Genomic DNA, 14,883 nt, shown 5'->3' on the forward strand with positions numbered 1-14,883 from the left:
CTCCCTCAACAACCCAACAAATAGACGATTCAACAACAATGAACACTCCAACAAAAATTACCATCCCGCCGGAGTTTATCCCGGCCTATGCCCCCTACAGCTATAAAGGGCAACCCGTCAAGGGCGCCTTTGGGCCCAACACCCGCCCCGACTTTGTCAAGGCCAGCGACCGCGCCTACTTCGAGGCTGACAATACGCTCAGCAACGCGATGCGCCAGCTGATGATTGCGATGGACGTACTGGACACCGGCGCAGGCATGAAGCCTGTAGGCGACTACAATTACTGCAACATCAAGGCACGCCGCGGGCAAAGCGGGCGACTTGGAGATGACAAAGTAGAGGGAAGTCTCGATCCGTATGCCAACTACACCAGTCATGTGGACTTTGCCCGGGCTAAATTGCAGCTCATTCAGCACCCCCGATGGGGCGTGAACCTTGCAACGGATACCCCCTCGGAGGTGATCGACAAAATCGAGGGCACGCCCATTGTTTGGGGCACCCTCTTCAGCCCCGCCGCACAAAGGGCGCTGGAGAAGGGCCTCGGTATCGATGATTTGAAGTTCGACTACGAGAAGGCCATCGTGAAGCGTTACCGCGCCCTTGGGATCACAGACATCCAAAGCGCCCGCAAGAAGTATTATTGTGAGAAGATGACCGCCATCGGCCGGCAGGTAGGCCAGATGATGGCCGGCGGCGACCCGAACGTGACCTACACGCCCGACTTCGAGCGCAAGGCTACCCCCATCGAACCGCCTGTGGTACCACCTATCCGCCCGCTGGATCCCGCGGCCCCGGTCGTACCGCCCCAGCCTACGTTGGTGCAAGGACCCACGCCGATCACCCCCGAAGCCTTCGACGCTCTCGCTTTCACACGAAAGACCAGGGCGCGGCTGATGGATGGGCGGACAGTCTACGTGACGGCCGTCGACTTCGAGCTCCGACAAGTGAAGTTTTACAACGAGAAAGACGCCCCCTACTGGGTGAATCTGGACAAGGTCACGGCCATCGTGTAACCAATCAACTAAATACAAACAAACAAGGGAGACGGCTAACTGTAGGGGCAAAAAAGAAGCCCCTGTCTCCACCCGGGATAGCTCTCACACAGGCCCGGAATGATAAAGGTGCTGCTACACCACGACAGAGGCTTTTTATGGCCTTTGATTCGGTGTAGCAGCACCTATTTTTATGTGAGAGAGGCCGCAAAAATAGAATTTAAACGATATACGAATACTGATTAAACAACGACTAAATGACTAACAACAAACCAATCATGAAGACGCCGATTACCTATTACGGCGGAAAACAGAAAATGCTCGGCGCCATCCTGCCGATGATCCCTGAGCACAACATCTACGTAGAACCCTTCTTCGGAGGCGGTGCGGTCTTTTGGGCCAAGCAGCCGGCACCAGTGGAGTTCATCAACGACATCGACGGTGAGGTAACAAACTTCTACCGCGTCCTTCAGACGGACTACCCGGCCCTGAAACGCGAAGTCGACAGCACGCTCCACAGCGAGCACGCCCACCGCGAGGCTCGCGCCATCTACCGTTCCCCTGAGGGACACTCGCCCGTCCGCCGCGCATGGGCCGTGTGGACGCTCTCGCACCAGTCCTTCTACGCCATTCTCGGCAGCACATGGAAATGTAGCATGACGCGCAACGTGGCCGGGCAGATCCAAGGTCGCAAGGCATCCTTCACAGCCGACTACACCCGCCGACTCGAGCACACGTCCATCTTCAGCCGCGACGCCCTGACCGTCATTCGACGGGCCGACCGCCCGGAGACATTCTTCTATGTCGACCCGCCCTACTTCAACTCCGACATGGGACACTATGGTGGCTACACCGAGGAGGACTTCGGGCGCCTGCTTGAGGTGCTCTCCGAGGTCAAGGGGCGATTCATGCTTTCCTCCTACCCCTCGGAGTTGCTCACCGAGCGTACCGCAACACACGGCTGGCACACTGTCGAGGTAGAGCAGCAACGCTCAGCCGGCGGCGGACGCAAGATAGAGGTGCTCACGATGAACTACGACCCGTCCACCCTGACTCCAGCGCCCGACCCGACTCTACCCTCGGAGGATAGTCCTACGGGGGACAGCTCCGCGCCGACAGCATAACACCCGCCCATTATCCAAGGCGGCCATGAAAAGGAAGACCCCGCACCCCCAGCCATAGGCAGAGGAGATGCGGGGTCAACCATATCTGGACAGCAGCGCACCGACGCCCCACCGGGCGAACCGTTAAGGATATACAAACCACCCAAAAACGACGCGTCCGAAAAAAGCGGTGGTGTCACCCCAATCTTCGGACAAATCGTTTTGAGATTTCGGACAAATCGTTTTGCGGATTATAGGTGTCAATCATGCGCTGAGTGACATCGAACAACAATTGAATGCACTCTATGAGCGCACGCTCCGGGAGGAGCGATACATCACGGCCGAGTATCTCAAGGAGCAATACCGGCTTCAGGACAAGCCGCGGCAGACGTTCGCCGACATTTACTCGGCTCTTTGTGAGGAGAAGGCGGCCCATAAAAGCAAGGCCACAGCGCGGGGCTTTCGAGACAGCTACAAGAGTCCTTGACACACGCGGGCTGCAGCGCAGTTTGCCCCACGAGGTGGACAAGGCGCTGATAGAAGCCTATCGCCTCTACATGTTGCGCGACTTAGGCTATAAGATGAGTTCGGTAGCCGTCTACCTGAGGCGTCTGCATCAAGTCTTCCGGCGGGCGATGTTAGAGGCGGGGCTGAGAGAGGATCCGTTCGACCTGATCGACATCGAGACGCCGGCCTACGAACGCAACGCCCTCAGTGCCGAAGACCTGCAACGGCTTTTGGCTTATCGCCCGCATCGCTCCGTGGACAACCATTTCCGGCTGATCTTCCTCTTGGGCTGCTTTACCGGCCTGGCATTCTCCGACCTCAAAAAGCTCCGCATAGAGGATGTTTACACGCTCAGCGACGGGCGCCGATACCTCTCCATCTGTCGCACCAAGACGCAGAGCGGCAGCATCGTGCCCCTGCTTCCCATCGCCGAAGAGATACTCGCCTACGTGGGACAGGGTCGTACTGAGAGGCTATGGTTTCGGGAGTTTCCCGTGAACAGCCACTTCAATCGCAAGATACGCGAGCTGCTCGTCAAGGCTGGTTGCTCGCCGCACACCGAGGCCAGTTCGCACACCGCGCGCCACACTTTCGCAACCACCATCTGCTTAGAAAACGGCCTGCCCATCGAGACCGTGAGTCGGATGTTGGGGCATCGTTTTATCTCCGCCACGGAGTTATATGCCAAGGTGAGCAAGCAGAAGATCGCCCAAGAGATGCGTCCGCTGATGGGCAGCGAGCAGACGCAGAAGCTACGCCGTGCCTTGCGAGTTTGTCCGCCGAGGAAGAGGGCGTTCGATCAAGAATGACTCTGGCAGGCGGCCTGCCAAAGTGGTCCAACACTCCGGTGACGTTGGCAGGCCGCCTGCCAGGACTATCGGACACTTTGGTGATGCTGGCAGGCCGCCTGCCAGGGCTATCGAACACTCAGGTGATGTTGGCAGGCCGCCTGCCAGAGTCATCGAACACTCCAGCGATGTTGGCAGGCCGCCTGCCGGAGAATTTCTCACGATTAAGCCCGCCTGTTTCCAGCGTTCTCCCTCCTTATCCTCAGTGTTCCATCAATCCATGGCGCAGCGTGTCCTTTCGCCGACTTTTGCTGTCAAAAGAAACAGCAAGCGCGGGCAGTCGCACTGGCTTGCTTCAATCCAATTACGCAACCTCATACTTATCAAAGCAGCATGCAAATCATCCTGTTAGATGGCAAGGCTTGGGAGCGACATCGCTCCGCCTTTGCCGACTTCATCCACCGCATCGAGCGGCTCATTGGCAATCCGCCCGAGGTCGACGAATGGCTCGACAACGACGCCGTATGCCGCCGGCTGAGCATCAGCCCTCGCACCCTGCAAACCTTGAGAGATACGGGCAAAATCCCCTTCTCCATGGTCGGGCATAAGTGTTATTACAAAGCCGGCGACATCGCTGATTTACTGAATTCAAACGCTGAATGAACGATGGCAGAGCATGCAATCATTACGGAAGAAAGCCCTCAAATGCAACTGTTTGTCCAGCTCATGGCGGGCGTATTGAAGATGCTGGAGCGCTATTGCGCCTCGGCCCGCCCCACGCTCGCAGGGGAGGTTTATCTCACTGGCGAGGAGGTTTGCGAGCGGCTCAAGCTCAGCGCCCGCACGCTGCAGGAGTACCGCGGCCGCGGCCTCTTGGCCTTCTACAAAATCGGTGGCAAGATCCTCTACAAACAGAGCGACCTGCAAACGATGCTCGACCGACATTATAATCCCATTCAAAAGCCTTCGGTATGACGATAGAAGAACTACGGCGCGCCAGATTAGCCGCTAAACAGGAAGCGATGGGCGGCATGGGCGGCAATGCCGAAACCAAGCGCAAGGCGGAAGTGGAGGCGGAGGCCAAGGCGGAAGAATCGCTATTCTTTGATCCGCCCGCAAAGCCGACGGAAGAACAGCGGCAAGCCGTCTTGACCGCCAAGCTGAAAGAGATGGGCGACATGGGCGTCAAACGGCGCACGGTGGAAGAGTCGCCTTTCTTCGATCCGCCGGTAGAGGTAGCGCCGACAAAAAGCGCGTTCGATCCTTCTCCGGCGGAGGCGGAGGAGGCTAAGGAGGCAGTCATTCATCCTCAGACGGAGGCGGATAAGCCCAAGGAGGAAGTCATAGCGGCCCCACCACCCGCTCCGACTCCTCGAAGAGTCGGCAAGCTCAAGAACCACAAGGAGGATTTGGCGGCGTTCCGAGAGACGTACCTCCAACCCGCGCGCATCAGCCACCGCAGGGCGGTCTACGTCTCTGACGAGACCCAGCAGAGATTAGACTTTGTCGTCCGCCGGATCGGCCTGCGAGGCGCCAGCATCTCGGGCTATGTCGAGCGCGTGCTTCGCGAGCATCTCGACGGGTACAAGGACTGCATCGAAGTCTGGCGAAAGCTCTGAACACATGCACACTTTGCGTTCCGTGTCCATCCGAACACCTGCATGTGTTGAGTGCAAGCATTCAGGCTACGGACAGGGCCCGTTCCGGGGCCGGGCAAGGTGTGTTTTTGTGACACAAAAACCGTTTTGTGCTACAAAACGCCTTGCGCCCGGAGCGGTCTCTCCGCGGCGGTTCGGCTCCAAAGTCGCCATCTGATCTTATACGACCCCCCCCCTATGAATCGACCCAAGCTCCCCGTGCGCCCCCTCGAAGTGGAACGTCCGCACCAAAGCCGACCCGAAGCTAAAGAGGGCGATGAAAGGGAAGCGGAGGGGGCGTTGCCGTTCGTCCATACGAAAATCGGGCAGGCCCGAGGGACTTTCATCCCTTCGGCCTGCCCGATAACAGTTTGCTTGCATGCTGCTTTTACACAGCGATCCTTTCGAGGCTAATTCTTGATCAACTTCTCGGTATAGGTCTGTCCGTCTTTGATCACACGCACGAAATACAACCCTGCCGGAAGTCCCGCGATCGGGATCTGGAAAGTCGGCTGATTCGTCTTGAACGATTTCAATATCGTTAGCCCATTCCAAAGCTGAATCTCATACGTACTTGTAACGCCCCTTGTGGTCAAAGAGCCTTGACCTTGGGGAGACAAAATGCCATCGTCCGGTTCCGTCAGTTTGAGTGTCACTACATCCGTGGCGGGGTTGGGGGAGAGAGAAAACGTGCGGCGATTATCAACTCTTACAGTATAAGATACGGTTTTAGAACGGCCACAATCATTCACACCGGTTGCAGATATAATATAGATACCGGCTCTCTTAAAATCATATACTGCACTTGATTTGAAAGGGGTAATTTCACACCACGTTTTGTCATTACACTCCCAAATACAACTTGTATTACCGGAAACATGCGCTCTATAATATTCAGCCCCTGGAGCAGGCAACGATTCATATCCATCAATACCCCGAATTTCCGGTCGTTCCCCAACTAAAATATCTTTTTTTTCCACACTAATCGAGCTTCCATTGATGGTTATTTGAGCTTTAATTGCGCTTTTCCCATTGCTCCTTCTTGAAAATACGGCCTCTCTTGTTCTTTGTCCGGAGACCAATTGCAAATTACTATTGCTCGCATTCCATCGTACAGATGCTCCAGCTGGTAAGTTTTGAATAGTGTATCTCTCTGAATTATTACAAAAAATAAAGGAAGAGCCAGAGATGGAGCAAGTAGATAAGCATGTTGCCTTTCTTACACTATTTCGTATAACACCACCCAGCTGTGGGCCAAATCCCAAACTGAGATTAATACCGCAATCCTGCAGATGACAATAACTCATGATTGTTCCTCCATTGGTTGGTATAGCTGGCTTTGTGCAATTCCCCTCTGTTTTATAACAGCCATCTATAGCCGTATTATTTCCATTTCAAGCACACGCATGCGTATGCTTAGAACCTAATAGATGACCGAGTTCATGCGCCATAACATATACAGACCAGTTAGAACTTGAGGGGAGGTCATCTCCAGAACGGCTTATACCTGCTAAACTTAACTTTCTACGTGCATCTGGATTACATAATCCATTATACCCTCCAGCTGCTAAACATCCAATGTTTTCGAAAGTCAGCAGCTGTCCAAGATCTCCATCAAAACCATCTGTTCTTTGATCTTGAAATTGCGACAATAGACGTTCTTTGTCACCACTATTAGTGTAGGGGTCTTGTTTGTTCCAGATGTATATTTTTGATATATTCAGCTGTATGCCTTCTTTTTGAAAAAGAGCGAACAGTTGATTGACAATACTAGAAATATATTCTTCAACGGCATTAATGCTGCCCCTTGATTGATATATATTGTATCTGGTTTCAAGATAAACCCAAACGACTTTTCCCTAAATAGCCGATTGAAAGCTTTTTGAAAAGCTCTCCATTAATATATCAGATGAATAAGATATGGGATACTCATCTGTAGTACCGCAGATGAAATCTAATTTTGAATTTAGATTTTGAGCGTCATAAACAACTATTTTATTTAACCTTCTTATTGGTGCGATATTGTAATTACCCTCATTGGTAGATACAATGCCAAACATCTTGTCCTTATTGAAGGATATAGCAACAAAGCTATTGGGCACCCCCTCTATTATACCTCGGAAATGCCTTATACTTCTATCTGCTTTACGAACCTCTCCGTCCGGCGTTTCAACTTCGTAATCATAAAAAGGGTCCGAAGCCTCCACCAATTCCAATGCCCTGTCCCTCCCTCCAATAGGAATAGTTAATCGTATGGCTCGATTTTCAGAATTTAATTCCATGGGTGTATAATGGAAATAAGAAACACTTTCAGGATGCGTAAAATATTTCCGCATAGCAATCTCATCCCTTGCCTTGGCAAGAGATGATGAAATGTCTATAAATTCAACATTTAACCCCTTTGTTTGATACACTTTTTTCACATAGACTGTTCTCTTGCCCCAATACATATGTTATAAATGCAAAGGTAAATAGCAACACTGTCAAAAATCGCTTTTCCATAATCGAGTTCTTAATTAGTCCGTATATATATTCTATTATATGTTCCCAAAATTGCATCCGGTTTGTTTAGTCGTTTGATATCCATTGTACTTATCCCCACGAAACAAAATAGGTGCGTAGACTTTCCCCAAGCATCTATTATTGAAAGATTGGCGGCCGGAAAACATGTTGGGCAATCCGAAATCTCGCTGTATGTATATCGGTACGTGCCCAAAACAGGAGGGTACGATTGCCCCATCTCGCTCTCACCGGATACGATGAGCGTACCGTCATCGCGGAATTCGTAAATAAGATCGTGGCATGAACAGTCTGTACTATCCTCCTTATCGTACACCATCGCTTGCTTCCATTTCCCTACAATAGCACACGTTCGATCACGACGCATTGGAGCGCGGCATAAGATGTGATCCAATATTTGATTCCGTTGTGCTTCCAATTCATCCCGTGTTTCACTCTCTGCGAACAACAGAAAATGCCTCCCGGCTTCGTCATACAGCCGTAATTGTTTTAATGTAGCTTCATACCGTGTCATCTTGCGTATAGCAGCTACATAGGATTTCCCCTCGTTTGATTCGTCTATTCCTAATTCAGACCAATTTCCAACGTTTATCCTCGCATTTATCACTTGAAAACTTCCCCAAATCATATTTTCGGACGAAATCGCCGTAAATATTCCATCTCTCCGAAACGTTATCGTATAACACTTTTTGCAATCTTTAGGCTCAACTTCCCGAAATGTATTGCCGATCGCATCTCCAAAACCGATCAATTTCCATGTTCCAAGTATTTCGGAAGGCGGGAATGAGTTCAATCTATTATCGTCATGGGGTCGCAACGCACCTGTATCGGGTCGCGTCGATATCGTATCCTGATCCACTACGACCGGAACATCCTCCTTCTCTTTTCCACACCCCGCCCCTGCCAACAGCAAAAGAAGGGCTCCGATCCATGTGATATATTTTGTTGTCTTCATCTTGTTTTGTTTTTAGGGTTAATCACAAGTCCGCTGTCCCGGAAAAGATTTTTCTCGCTGCGCCTCCGGAGGTGCGGTTGCTTCAGGGCGCCCTGATGGGGCTGGTGGAGTATTATCTATGGCTTTCATAAGACTTACCTATTAAATGTTCGACGCAAATATGGCGTATATAGTTGTGATATGAAAGTTGTTTTCTGTGCTTCTTGATATTTTATTTCTAAAAGATCTCTTTTCCCTACAAACCAAACTTTCCAATCGAAGAAGAACTTCGCTCTTCCCCTATTCTCGCTTCTCGCATCCTATAGAACTTTAGCGACATCTCCATTTGCCTGACAAACGAGGCAGCGCAATGCCTCTGCACCTCGTTAGCCGAGTGCTGCTACGGCCTGTAACTCGATACCTCCCTCGACCGCATCGAACATTGCAGCATCTTCACCGTCATCGATACGCACCGTCTCAAGCTCGGCACGTATCGGATAGGGATCATTATCTGCCGCCTCTTCGACAGATACACCTATAGCATCCCCTACCGAGTGAGCGGTGGAAGTGAAGGTTCAAACGTGAAATGGAGGACAGTTGTGGAAGTTTCGCAGGCTCTCAAACTTTTGCTGTGACGTTTGCTGAAGATTTTGGCACCTTTGCGGACGAGAAATGAGATGTCTTATGACTACTGCAAAGTGACGAAAGCAGGAGTATCTCGCTCGTTTCCTATTCGTTCCCTTTGGGTGAGTAGAGCAATCCGTATCCACTCACTGGCAAGCACTTAAATCCCTCTTCTTTTGTTTTATGGGGAAAACGTATGTGGAATTCGGCTTAAATTGAGATCCTTCCCTCATCCCTTCAATATAATCGACTCGGGATGGCACCCCTGCCCAAACGCGATATGTAATGGTAGATGATGCAATTCTTGCTCGAATCATACATTCCCCTGAACCGTTTTTCCTGAACACAGCGGTTCTCGCTCCTTGCCCTGAAAATCAATTGCAAGTTTCCGTTACTCGTACTCCATTGCACCGAAACTCCAGACGGAAGATTTTGGATGGTGTACGTCTCCTGATCGCATACTACGGTGGGGCCGGAGATGGAGGATGAAGTATTTATAACACCAATCCCATTCCATGTTTGAGGATTTATATTTGCTATATCAAGCCATCTTTTTAAACTACGACGTTCGTCTGGGTCATTCTTTCCAGTCCATGAAACGTGGAAATAACCATAATAGGCATCTTTTCTCGGATTATAAGTCTCGTCACAATAGCACGTTCCCGCATATAATTATCCAATAATCCTGTGCTCCGCATTAAGAAGAGGTGACCCAGATGAACTCTGTTCTATCATTCCTTTGCTCCAATTAACTTTCCAACATCTCGCAACATGGTTATTCTCAGGTTTATAGTCGACTTCTAATGGCCTATCTTTAACAATGCTGATTTTCATGGTTGAGCCAAAAGGATGATGGATAGAAGCACCTTGCCCTCCAGGATTTCCAGAACGATCCCATCCCAAATAATAAGGTGTTACTTCCACTATACGTGAAGGATCCTCTGCCAATCTTAATAGAGCAAAATCAGATCCAGGGTTATTGGCAATAACCTCTGCTCCAGATGTCGAAAATTTTGGCTTTATCGCCGATACATATTTACAATTTGGATCTTCATAACGCCAATAGAACAACCAATCGGTTATAGCCCGATTTCCTCTAGCATCATATTTGTTGTCAAGACAATGGTTCGCTGTTAAAAATAGAGGTTCGCCATTGTTCTTTGTATTATTTATCAGAGCACCTGTTCCGATAGCCCTCTCTCCTTTGACAATCATCGCTATCGCATTTTTTTCTTTTTGCCAATCACGCTCTTCCGGACAACTTATTTCCACAAAGCAATAACCAGGTGGAACTGGAGAATTTGAATTGGTGAGCTTTTTATCGCTTGCAATCCGCACGTATTTATACCCATGAATTACAGATGACACAGATATAATTGCCTGTTCTGTTACTTGCTTAGGTTGGTAATATTCCAGCGTAACCTCGTCTCCATACAGCAATCCCGTAGCAAAGCCCTGTACATTATCTCGACCACCTTTATTATTTATCGAAGTAAAGGCACCGATCGAATGTTTTCGGTCAGTCGTATAAATAAAAAACTTTCCTCCTTCCGGAAGCCAAAATCTATCGTAAAGCAGGTTTATGAAAAGCGCTTGTGGACAGCGTATAGTCAATTGCCACAATCTATCTCCATTGGAAAGTTCTTGCCAGTGACCGGAATTTTCCAAATCGAGGATAACCTCGTGAGGATAACCGAAGCGAGGAGGAAGTCCGTTTGCCTCGTCTTTCGCATCTTCCTGTTCGATGCGGTTCATATCCAACGCTGGCATGATCCTGATATCCTGCGATACCGAGAAGCGAGAGGGTATATTACCTTCCCTAAAGCTCACAGGCTCTTCATCGGTACTTATCTGCGCATTAACCGAAAAGAAAACGCAGATGAATAAGCTCATTAATAAAATAGTCTGTCTCATCATTGTATCTTTTTAAACAGTAAATAATCCCTATCATTGTTGTAATATAATCTCAACCGACCTGAGACGAGTTCGTAGCGGGTGGATTGTTTTAAGGCCTTCACGTAAGTATCGCTATCACCATATTCGCCCACCATGGTCATCCCAAAATCTCTGATGCGTATGTTGTGGCCATTGAATTGGTAGCGTGCCCATGCCTCGTTGTTGATTGTCCGTCCTGTCAGATAGCCGTCTTTTAAAAACGAGATAGTGTAGCACCGATCGCAATCTTTCGGATCCGCCTCACTCAGGATGCCGTCCGCGCTGACGAAGCCGACCAACTTCCATACGCCGGACAGCCCGGGCGGAACCCGATCGAACGACAGCGCCTTCTCGTCGCAGAACAGCAGATGCCGCCTTTGATCTTCGCTGTAAAAGGTCAGCCGATCGCCGGACAGAATGTACGTAGATATGCTGTCCAAGGCCCGGATGTATTCCCGCCCGTCGGCCGACGATTCGGCGGATTCGTTGGCGGAAAAGAGCATCACAAACGTGCCGCCGCGCACCTTGTACTGCCCCGAGATTTCGCGGGATGAGGTGCGGCCTTTCATCGTGCCGTCTTTCGAGAACGTCAGCGTGTAGCACACCCGGCATTCCGTCGGTTCGGGCTCGCGCACGGCATAGTCGAATGGGCCGCCGAAGCCGAGCAGTCGCCACGTCCGGCCCAGTAATTCGGCCGGTGGCGCCTCGGGGATGATCTCCTCTTTCGACTCTTTCCATGCGCGGAAAAGCAGGTAGTTTTCATCGTCGTTGTAGTAGAGTTTCAGCTGTCCGTCTTTGACCTCGTAACGGGTGACTTCGGGCATGGTGGCGATGTATCGCTTACCGTCGGTAGGTTCGTCTCGGGTCGGTTGGACGGCGAAGAAGCGGTCGATCCGGATTTGATCGCCCCAGACTTCAAAATTCCCGTGGATCTCGTTGGCCGACGTGCGTCCGGCGATCACGCCGTTCGAAAGCATCTGCATGCTGTAGCATCGTCCGCAGTTCCCGGACTGCACTTCCTGCACCACGCCGTCCGCCGTCCGGACAAAGCCCGACAGCTTCCACATATTATCGAGCAGCGCGGCCGGAATCTTGCTGTCCGCCTCCCCCCATTCACGAAACAGCAGGTAATCCTTCCCGCCGTTGTAATACAGCCGCATGCGTCGGGCGGAGAGGATTTCGTAGCGAACCGCCGTGCGCAAGGCCTCGATGTATTGCTTGCCGTCGGGCTGCTCACCGTCTGCTGCACCGCCGATCCCTTCGAGTGTAATGTCGCCGTTATGCACCCGATAGGAGCCGGCAAACACGGTGAGGAAACCCTGTCCGCTGATCGTCCCGTCCGCTCCTAATGCCAGGCTGAAGCAACCTTTGCACGCCATCCGCCCGGGAGGCGTCACTGTGCTGTCTGCCGCGTGGACAAAGCTGACCAAGTGCCACTGCTTGGATAATTCGGTCGGGGGAGGCGTCGGTGTCGGGGGAGGTGGCGCTGGTGTCAGCGGTTCCTTACCGCATCCCGTCACAAACAGGAGCAGGGCGGTGATCCATATCATGTATTTCGTTTTCATTTCTCATCAACGTTTTTGGGGTTAGTCAAAAATCCGCTTGTCCGGATCGATTGATCTCGCTGCGCCTCCGGGGTGCGGTTCCTAAGGGCGCCCAAATAGGTCTGGCGGAGTATTCTCTATAGTTTTCATATAAATAACCTGTTGAATATTCGACATAAATATAGCATATATAGTTGTAATACGAAAGTTGTTTTCCATAATTCTTGGCGTTTTACTCTCAAAAGATCTCTTTTTCCTGCAAATCAAACTTTTTATTCGATGAAAAACTTCGCTCTCCCCTGATTCCCGCTTCTCGTATCCTATAGAACTTACAGAGAGGGAAAACTTTCTGACAAGTGATCATTCGTCAGTTACTTGTCAAGTCCGATATGAGCGCGAAGGAAACACCCTCCGCCATCGACAGCATTTCGATAAAAGGAAGCTACGTAATCATCGAAGGGTAGGCCTCCGTAGCCGTTGCGGAAGTTTCGCAGGCTTCAAAACTTTTGCTGTGACGTTTGTCGAAGATTTTGGCGTCCTTTGCGGGCGAGAAATGAGATGTCTTATGACTACAGCAAAGTGACGAAAGTAGGAGCACCTCGCTCGTTTCCTATTCGTTCCCTTTGGGTGAGCAGAGCAATCATTATCCACTCACTGGCAAGCACTTAAATCCCCATTCTTTTGTTTTATGGGGAAAAAGCACGCGGCTCGGACAGCGCCATGACCTCACACATCGAGCGGACGTCGCATCCGAAGAATGCTGACGAAAGTCGCACGCACCTCAATCGGACACTCATCGAATACCCCGAGGGAGTGAAAGATCGCACGGCCGCCATCCAACATCGCTTGGAGCATGCCGGACTGAAACGAAAAATCGGCAGCAATCAGGTGCGAGCCATCCGTATCAACCTCTCGGGATCGCCCGAGGATATGGCACGCATCGAAGCCACAGGACAGCTCGACGCTTGGTGCGCCGACAGCCTCCAATACCTCTTCGACACCTTCGGGCGGGAAAACATCGTCTCAGCTCACCTGCACATGGATGAGAAAACACCACATATCCACGCCACCCTCGTCCCCATTGTTCAGGCGGCACGCACACGCCGAAAAAAAGAGGATCAAGTCAAGAGGCATTATCGCAAGAAATCGGCCGACACACCCCGCTTATGTGCTGACGACATCATGACCCGCGGGAGGCTCAAATCCCACCAAGACGGATACGCCAAAGCCATGAGCCACCACGGGCTACAGCGAGGAATCGATGGCTCGGAGGCTCGACACATCTCCACTCAGCAATACTATCGCGACCTGAAGAAGCAAAGCCATGAACTGCAAGAAGACATCACTCAGCTGCAGGCCGACAAGACCGTCGCAGATGAAGCGCTCCGACAAGCGAAAAGAGAAGTTCAGGTCGAACGTCTGAAGGGATCAGCCGTAACGGCTGCCACCCAGATCACAGACAGCATTGGTTCACTCTTCGGCGGCGGCAAAGTCAAGGCTCTCGAGAAGGAGAACGAGGCGTTGAAAAAGCAGATTGAATCCCTCGAAAGTCAAGCTCAAAAGCGTGAACAACATTTCCGTCAGATGGAGCAAGCACATCGAGAAGAGCGTTCGCGACTGGTTGAATACATCGAAAAGGTGAAGCGCTATTTCCCTCAGGTGGAGAAGTTGCTGCCGCTCGTTGATTTCTTTCGGAAGACAATGCACTTCTCCGAAGAACTATGTCGGAAACTGTGCGGGCTGAAACCGCTCAAAGTGTCCGGAATGCTCTATTCAGATGAATTCGACCGCAAGTTCCCGGCAGAGAACACATCCGTCGCCTTTGGCCATGAAAAGGAAACCGACGAACACTTCACGCTGCTTCTTGACGGCGTGGATTTCGTCCGATGGTTCAGACAACGCATGGATCGGTTGCGTGAGGATATGGGCATCCCTCGCAAGCAAAGCCGCGGTGTGAGGCGGTGAAATTCCAACTCATTAGACGGCTTATTCCGAGCATATAGAAACAAAACACCCGACTTCACATTGTATGAAATCGGGTGTAAACTGTGCAACGTGTTGATTATTGACGTTTGCTGCGGTATGGACGGGACTCGAACCCGCGACCCCCTGCGTGACAGGCAGGTATTCTAACCAGCTGAACTACCACACCATATTGGGAGCAATCTCTTGTTTGAACGTCTCTTCGTTTCCTTGATTGCGCTGCAAAGATAATGGCTTTTTCAAACGCGCAAAGCTTTCACGCAAAATTTCTCGAGAAAAAATCTCGGGAAAGAGGAGCATGCGTACATTCCGAGAG

Annotated in this window: 11 protein-coding genes, 1 tRNA gene and 2 pseudogenes; 7 read left to right on the top strand and 7 right to left on the bottom strand. The window is 50.9% G+C overall.

Annotated elements, in window-relative coordinates; all coding sequences use genetic code 11:
- Positions 1–38: 38 nt before the first annotated feature.
- The 6 genes and pseudogenes from C7123_RS00540 to C7123_RS00565 all read left to right on the top strand — a co-directional run bounded on the left by C7123_RS00540 (position 39) and on the right by C7123_RS00565 (position 5,009).
- Positions 39–1,013 (top strand): hypothetical protein, encoded by a 975-nt coding sequence (locus C7123_RS00540; RefSeq protein WP_069175408.1) that lies wholly within the window; start codon positions 39–41, stop codon positions 1,011–1,013.
- A gap of 257 nt (positions 1,014–1,270) precedes the next feature.
- Positions 1,271–2,116 (top strand): DNA adenine methylase, encoded by an 846-nt coding sequence (locus C7123_RS00545; protein WP_069175409.1) that lies wholly within the window; start codon positions 1,271–1,273, stop codon positions 2,114–2,116.
- A 217-nt stretch (positions 2,117–2,333) separates the two neighbouring features.
- Positions 2,334–3,411 (top strand): annotated as a pseudogene (locus C7123_RS00550) (tyrosine-type recombinase/integrase).
- Positions 3,412–3,783: 372 nt separating this feature from the next.
- On the top strand, positions 3,784–4,053 hold the full coding sequence (locus C7123_RS00555) for a helix-turn-helix domain-containing protein (RefSeq protein ID WP_069175412.1): 270 nt from the start codon (positions 3,784–3,786) through the stop codon (positions 4,051–4,053).
- A 3-nt stretch (positions 4,054–4,056) separates the two neighbouring features.
- The gene (locus C7123_RS00560) at positions 4,057–4,365 is read left to right on the top strand and encodes a helix-turn-helix domain-containing protein (protein ID WP_069175413.1); all 309 of its coding nucleotides are present in this window, start codon (positions 4,057–4,059) and stop codon (positions 4,363–4,365) included.
- 194 nt (positions 4,366–4,559) lie between these two features.
- Entirely contained in the window at positions 4,560–5,009 is a 450-nt protein-coding gene (locus C7123_RS00565; RefSeq protein ID WP_069176374.1) for a DUF3408 domain-containing protein, read from the top strand.
- 428 nt (positions 5,010–5,437) lie between these two features.
- Here C7123_RS00565 and C7123_RS13495 read toward each other — a convergent pair whose 3' ends face one another.
- The 6 genes and pseudogenes from C7123_RS13495 to C7123_RS00595 all read right to left on the bottom strand — a co-directional run bounded on the left by C7123_RS13495 (position 5,438) and on the right by C7123_RS00595 (position 12,605).
- Positions 5,438–6,334 (bottom strand): T9SS type A sorting domain-containing protein, encoded by an 897-nt coding sequence (locus C7123_RS13495; RefSeq protein WP_083206885.1) that lies wholly within the window; start codon positions 6,332–6,334, stop codon positions 5,438–5,440.
- 87 nt (positions 6,335–6,421) lie between these two features.
- Positions 6,422–6,871, bottom strand: a pseudogene (locus C7123_RS13535) (M12 family metallo-peptidase); the annotation flags it as partial.
- A gap of 15 nt (positions 6,872–6,886) precedes the next feature.
- Complete coding sequence (locus C7123_RS00580; protein WP_159049780.1) at positions 6,887–7,450, bottom strand: reprolysin family propeptide-containing metallopeptidase; 564 nt, start codon at positions 7,448–7,450, stop codon at positions 6,887–6,889.
- Positions 7,451–7,539: 89 nt separating this feature from the next.
- Positions 7,540–8,502 (bottom strand): hypothetical protein, encoded by a 963-nt coding sequence (locus C7123_RS00585; protein WP_069175416.1) that lies wholly within the window; start codon positions 8,500–8,502, stop codon positions 7,540–7,542.
- Positions 8,503–9,777: 1,275 nt separating this feature from the next.
- Entirely contained in the window at positions 9,778–11,019 is a 1,242-nt protein-coding gene (locus C7123_RS00590; RefSeq protein ID WP_159049781.1) for a trypsin-like serine peptidase, read from the bottom strand.
- Complete coding sequence (locus C7123_RS00595) at positions 11,019–12,605, bottom strand: META domain-containing protein (protein WP_069175418.1); 1,587 nt, start codon at positions 12,603–12,605, stop codon at positions 11,019–11,021. The genes C7123_RS00590 and C7123_RS00595 overlap by 1 nt, the downstream gene beginning before the upstream one ends.
- 648 nt (positions 12,606–13,253) lie before the next feature.
- On the opposite strand from C7123_RS00595, the gene mobV reads away from it, so the two are divergent.
- The gene (gene mobV, locus C7123_RS00600; RefSeq protein WP_107490551.1) at positions 13,254–14,549 is read left to right on the top strand and encodes a MobV family relaxase; all 1,296 of its coding nucleotides are present in this window, start codon (positions 13,254–13,256) and stop codon (positions 14,547–14,549) included.
- A gap of 113 nt (positions 14,550–14,662) precedes the next feature.
- Here mobV and C7123_RS00605 read toward each other — a convergent pair.
- Positions 14,663–14,736: transfer RNA gene (locus tag C7123_RS00605), tRNA-Asp, on the bottom strand.
- Between the last annotated feature and the right edge of the window lie 147 nt (positions 14,737–14,883).

It is taken from the genome of Tannerella serpentiformis (assembly GCF_003033925.1).
Taxonomy (GTDB): domain Bacteria; phylum Bacteroidota; class Bacteroidia; order Bacteroidales; family Tannerellaceae; genus Tannerella; species Tannerella serpentiformis.

Bases quoted from the DNA above. Each gene is read 5' to 3' on its own strand.
- C7123_RS00565 (WP_069176374.1), top strand. From the start codon at position 4,560: ATGGGCGACATGGGCGTCAAACGGCGCACGGTGGAAGAGTCGCCTTTC.
- C7123_RS00595 (WP_069175418.1), bottom strand. From the start codon at position 12,605: ATGAAAACGAAATACATGATATGGATCACCGCCCTGCTCCTGTTTGTG.
- C7123_RS00560 (WP_069175413.1), top strand. From the start codon at position 4,057: ATGGCAGAGCATGCAATCATTACGGAAGAAAGCCCTCAAATGCAACTG.
- C7123_RS00540 (WP_069175408.1), top strand. From the start codon at position 39: ATGAACACTCCAACAAAAATTACCATCCCGCCGGAGTTTATCCCGGCC.
- C7123_RS13495 (WP_083206885.1), bottom strand. From the start codon at position 6,334: ATGAGTTATTGTCATCTGCAGGATTGCGGTATTAATCTCAGTTTGGGA.
- C7123_RS00545 (WP_069175409.1), top strand. From the start codon at position 1,271: ATGAAGACGCCGATTACCTATTACGGCGGAAAACAGAAAATGCTCGGC.
- C7123_RS00585 (WP_069175416.1), bottom strand. From the start codon at position 8,502: ATGAAGACAACAAAATATATCACATGGATCGGAGCCCTTCTTTTGCTG.
- C7123_RS00555 (WP_069175412.1), top strand. From the start codon at position 3,784: ATGCAAATCATCCTGTTAGATGGCAAGGCTTGGGAGCGACATCGCTCC.
- C7123_RS00590 (WP_159049781.1), bottom strand. From the start codon at position 11,019: ATGAGACAGACTATTTTATTAATGAGCTTATTCATCTGCGTTTTCTTT.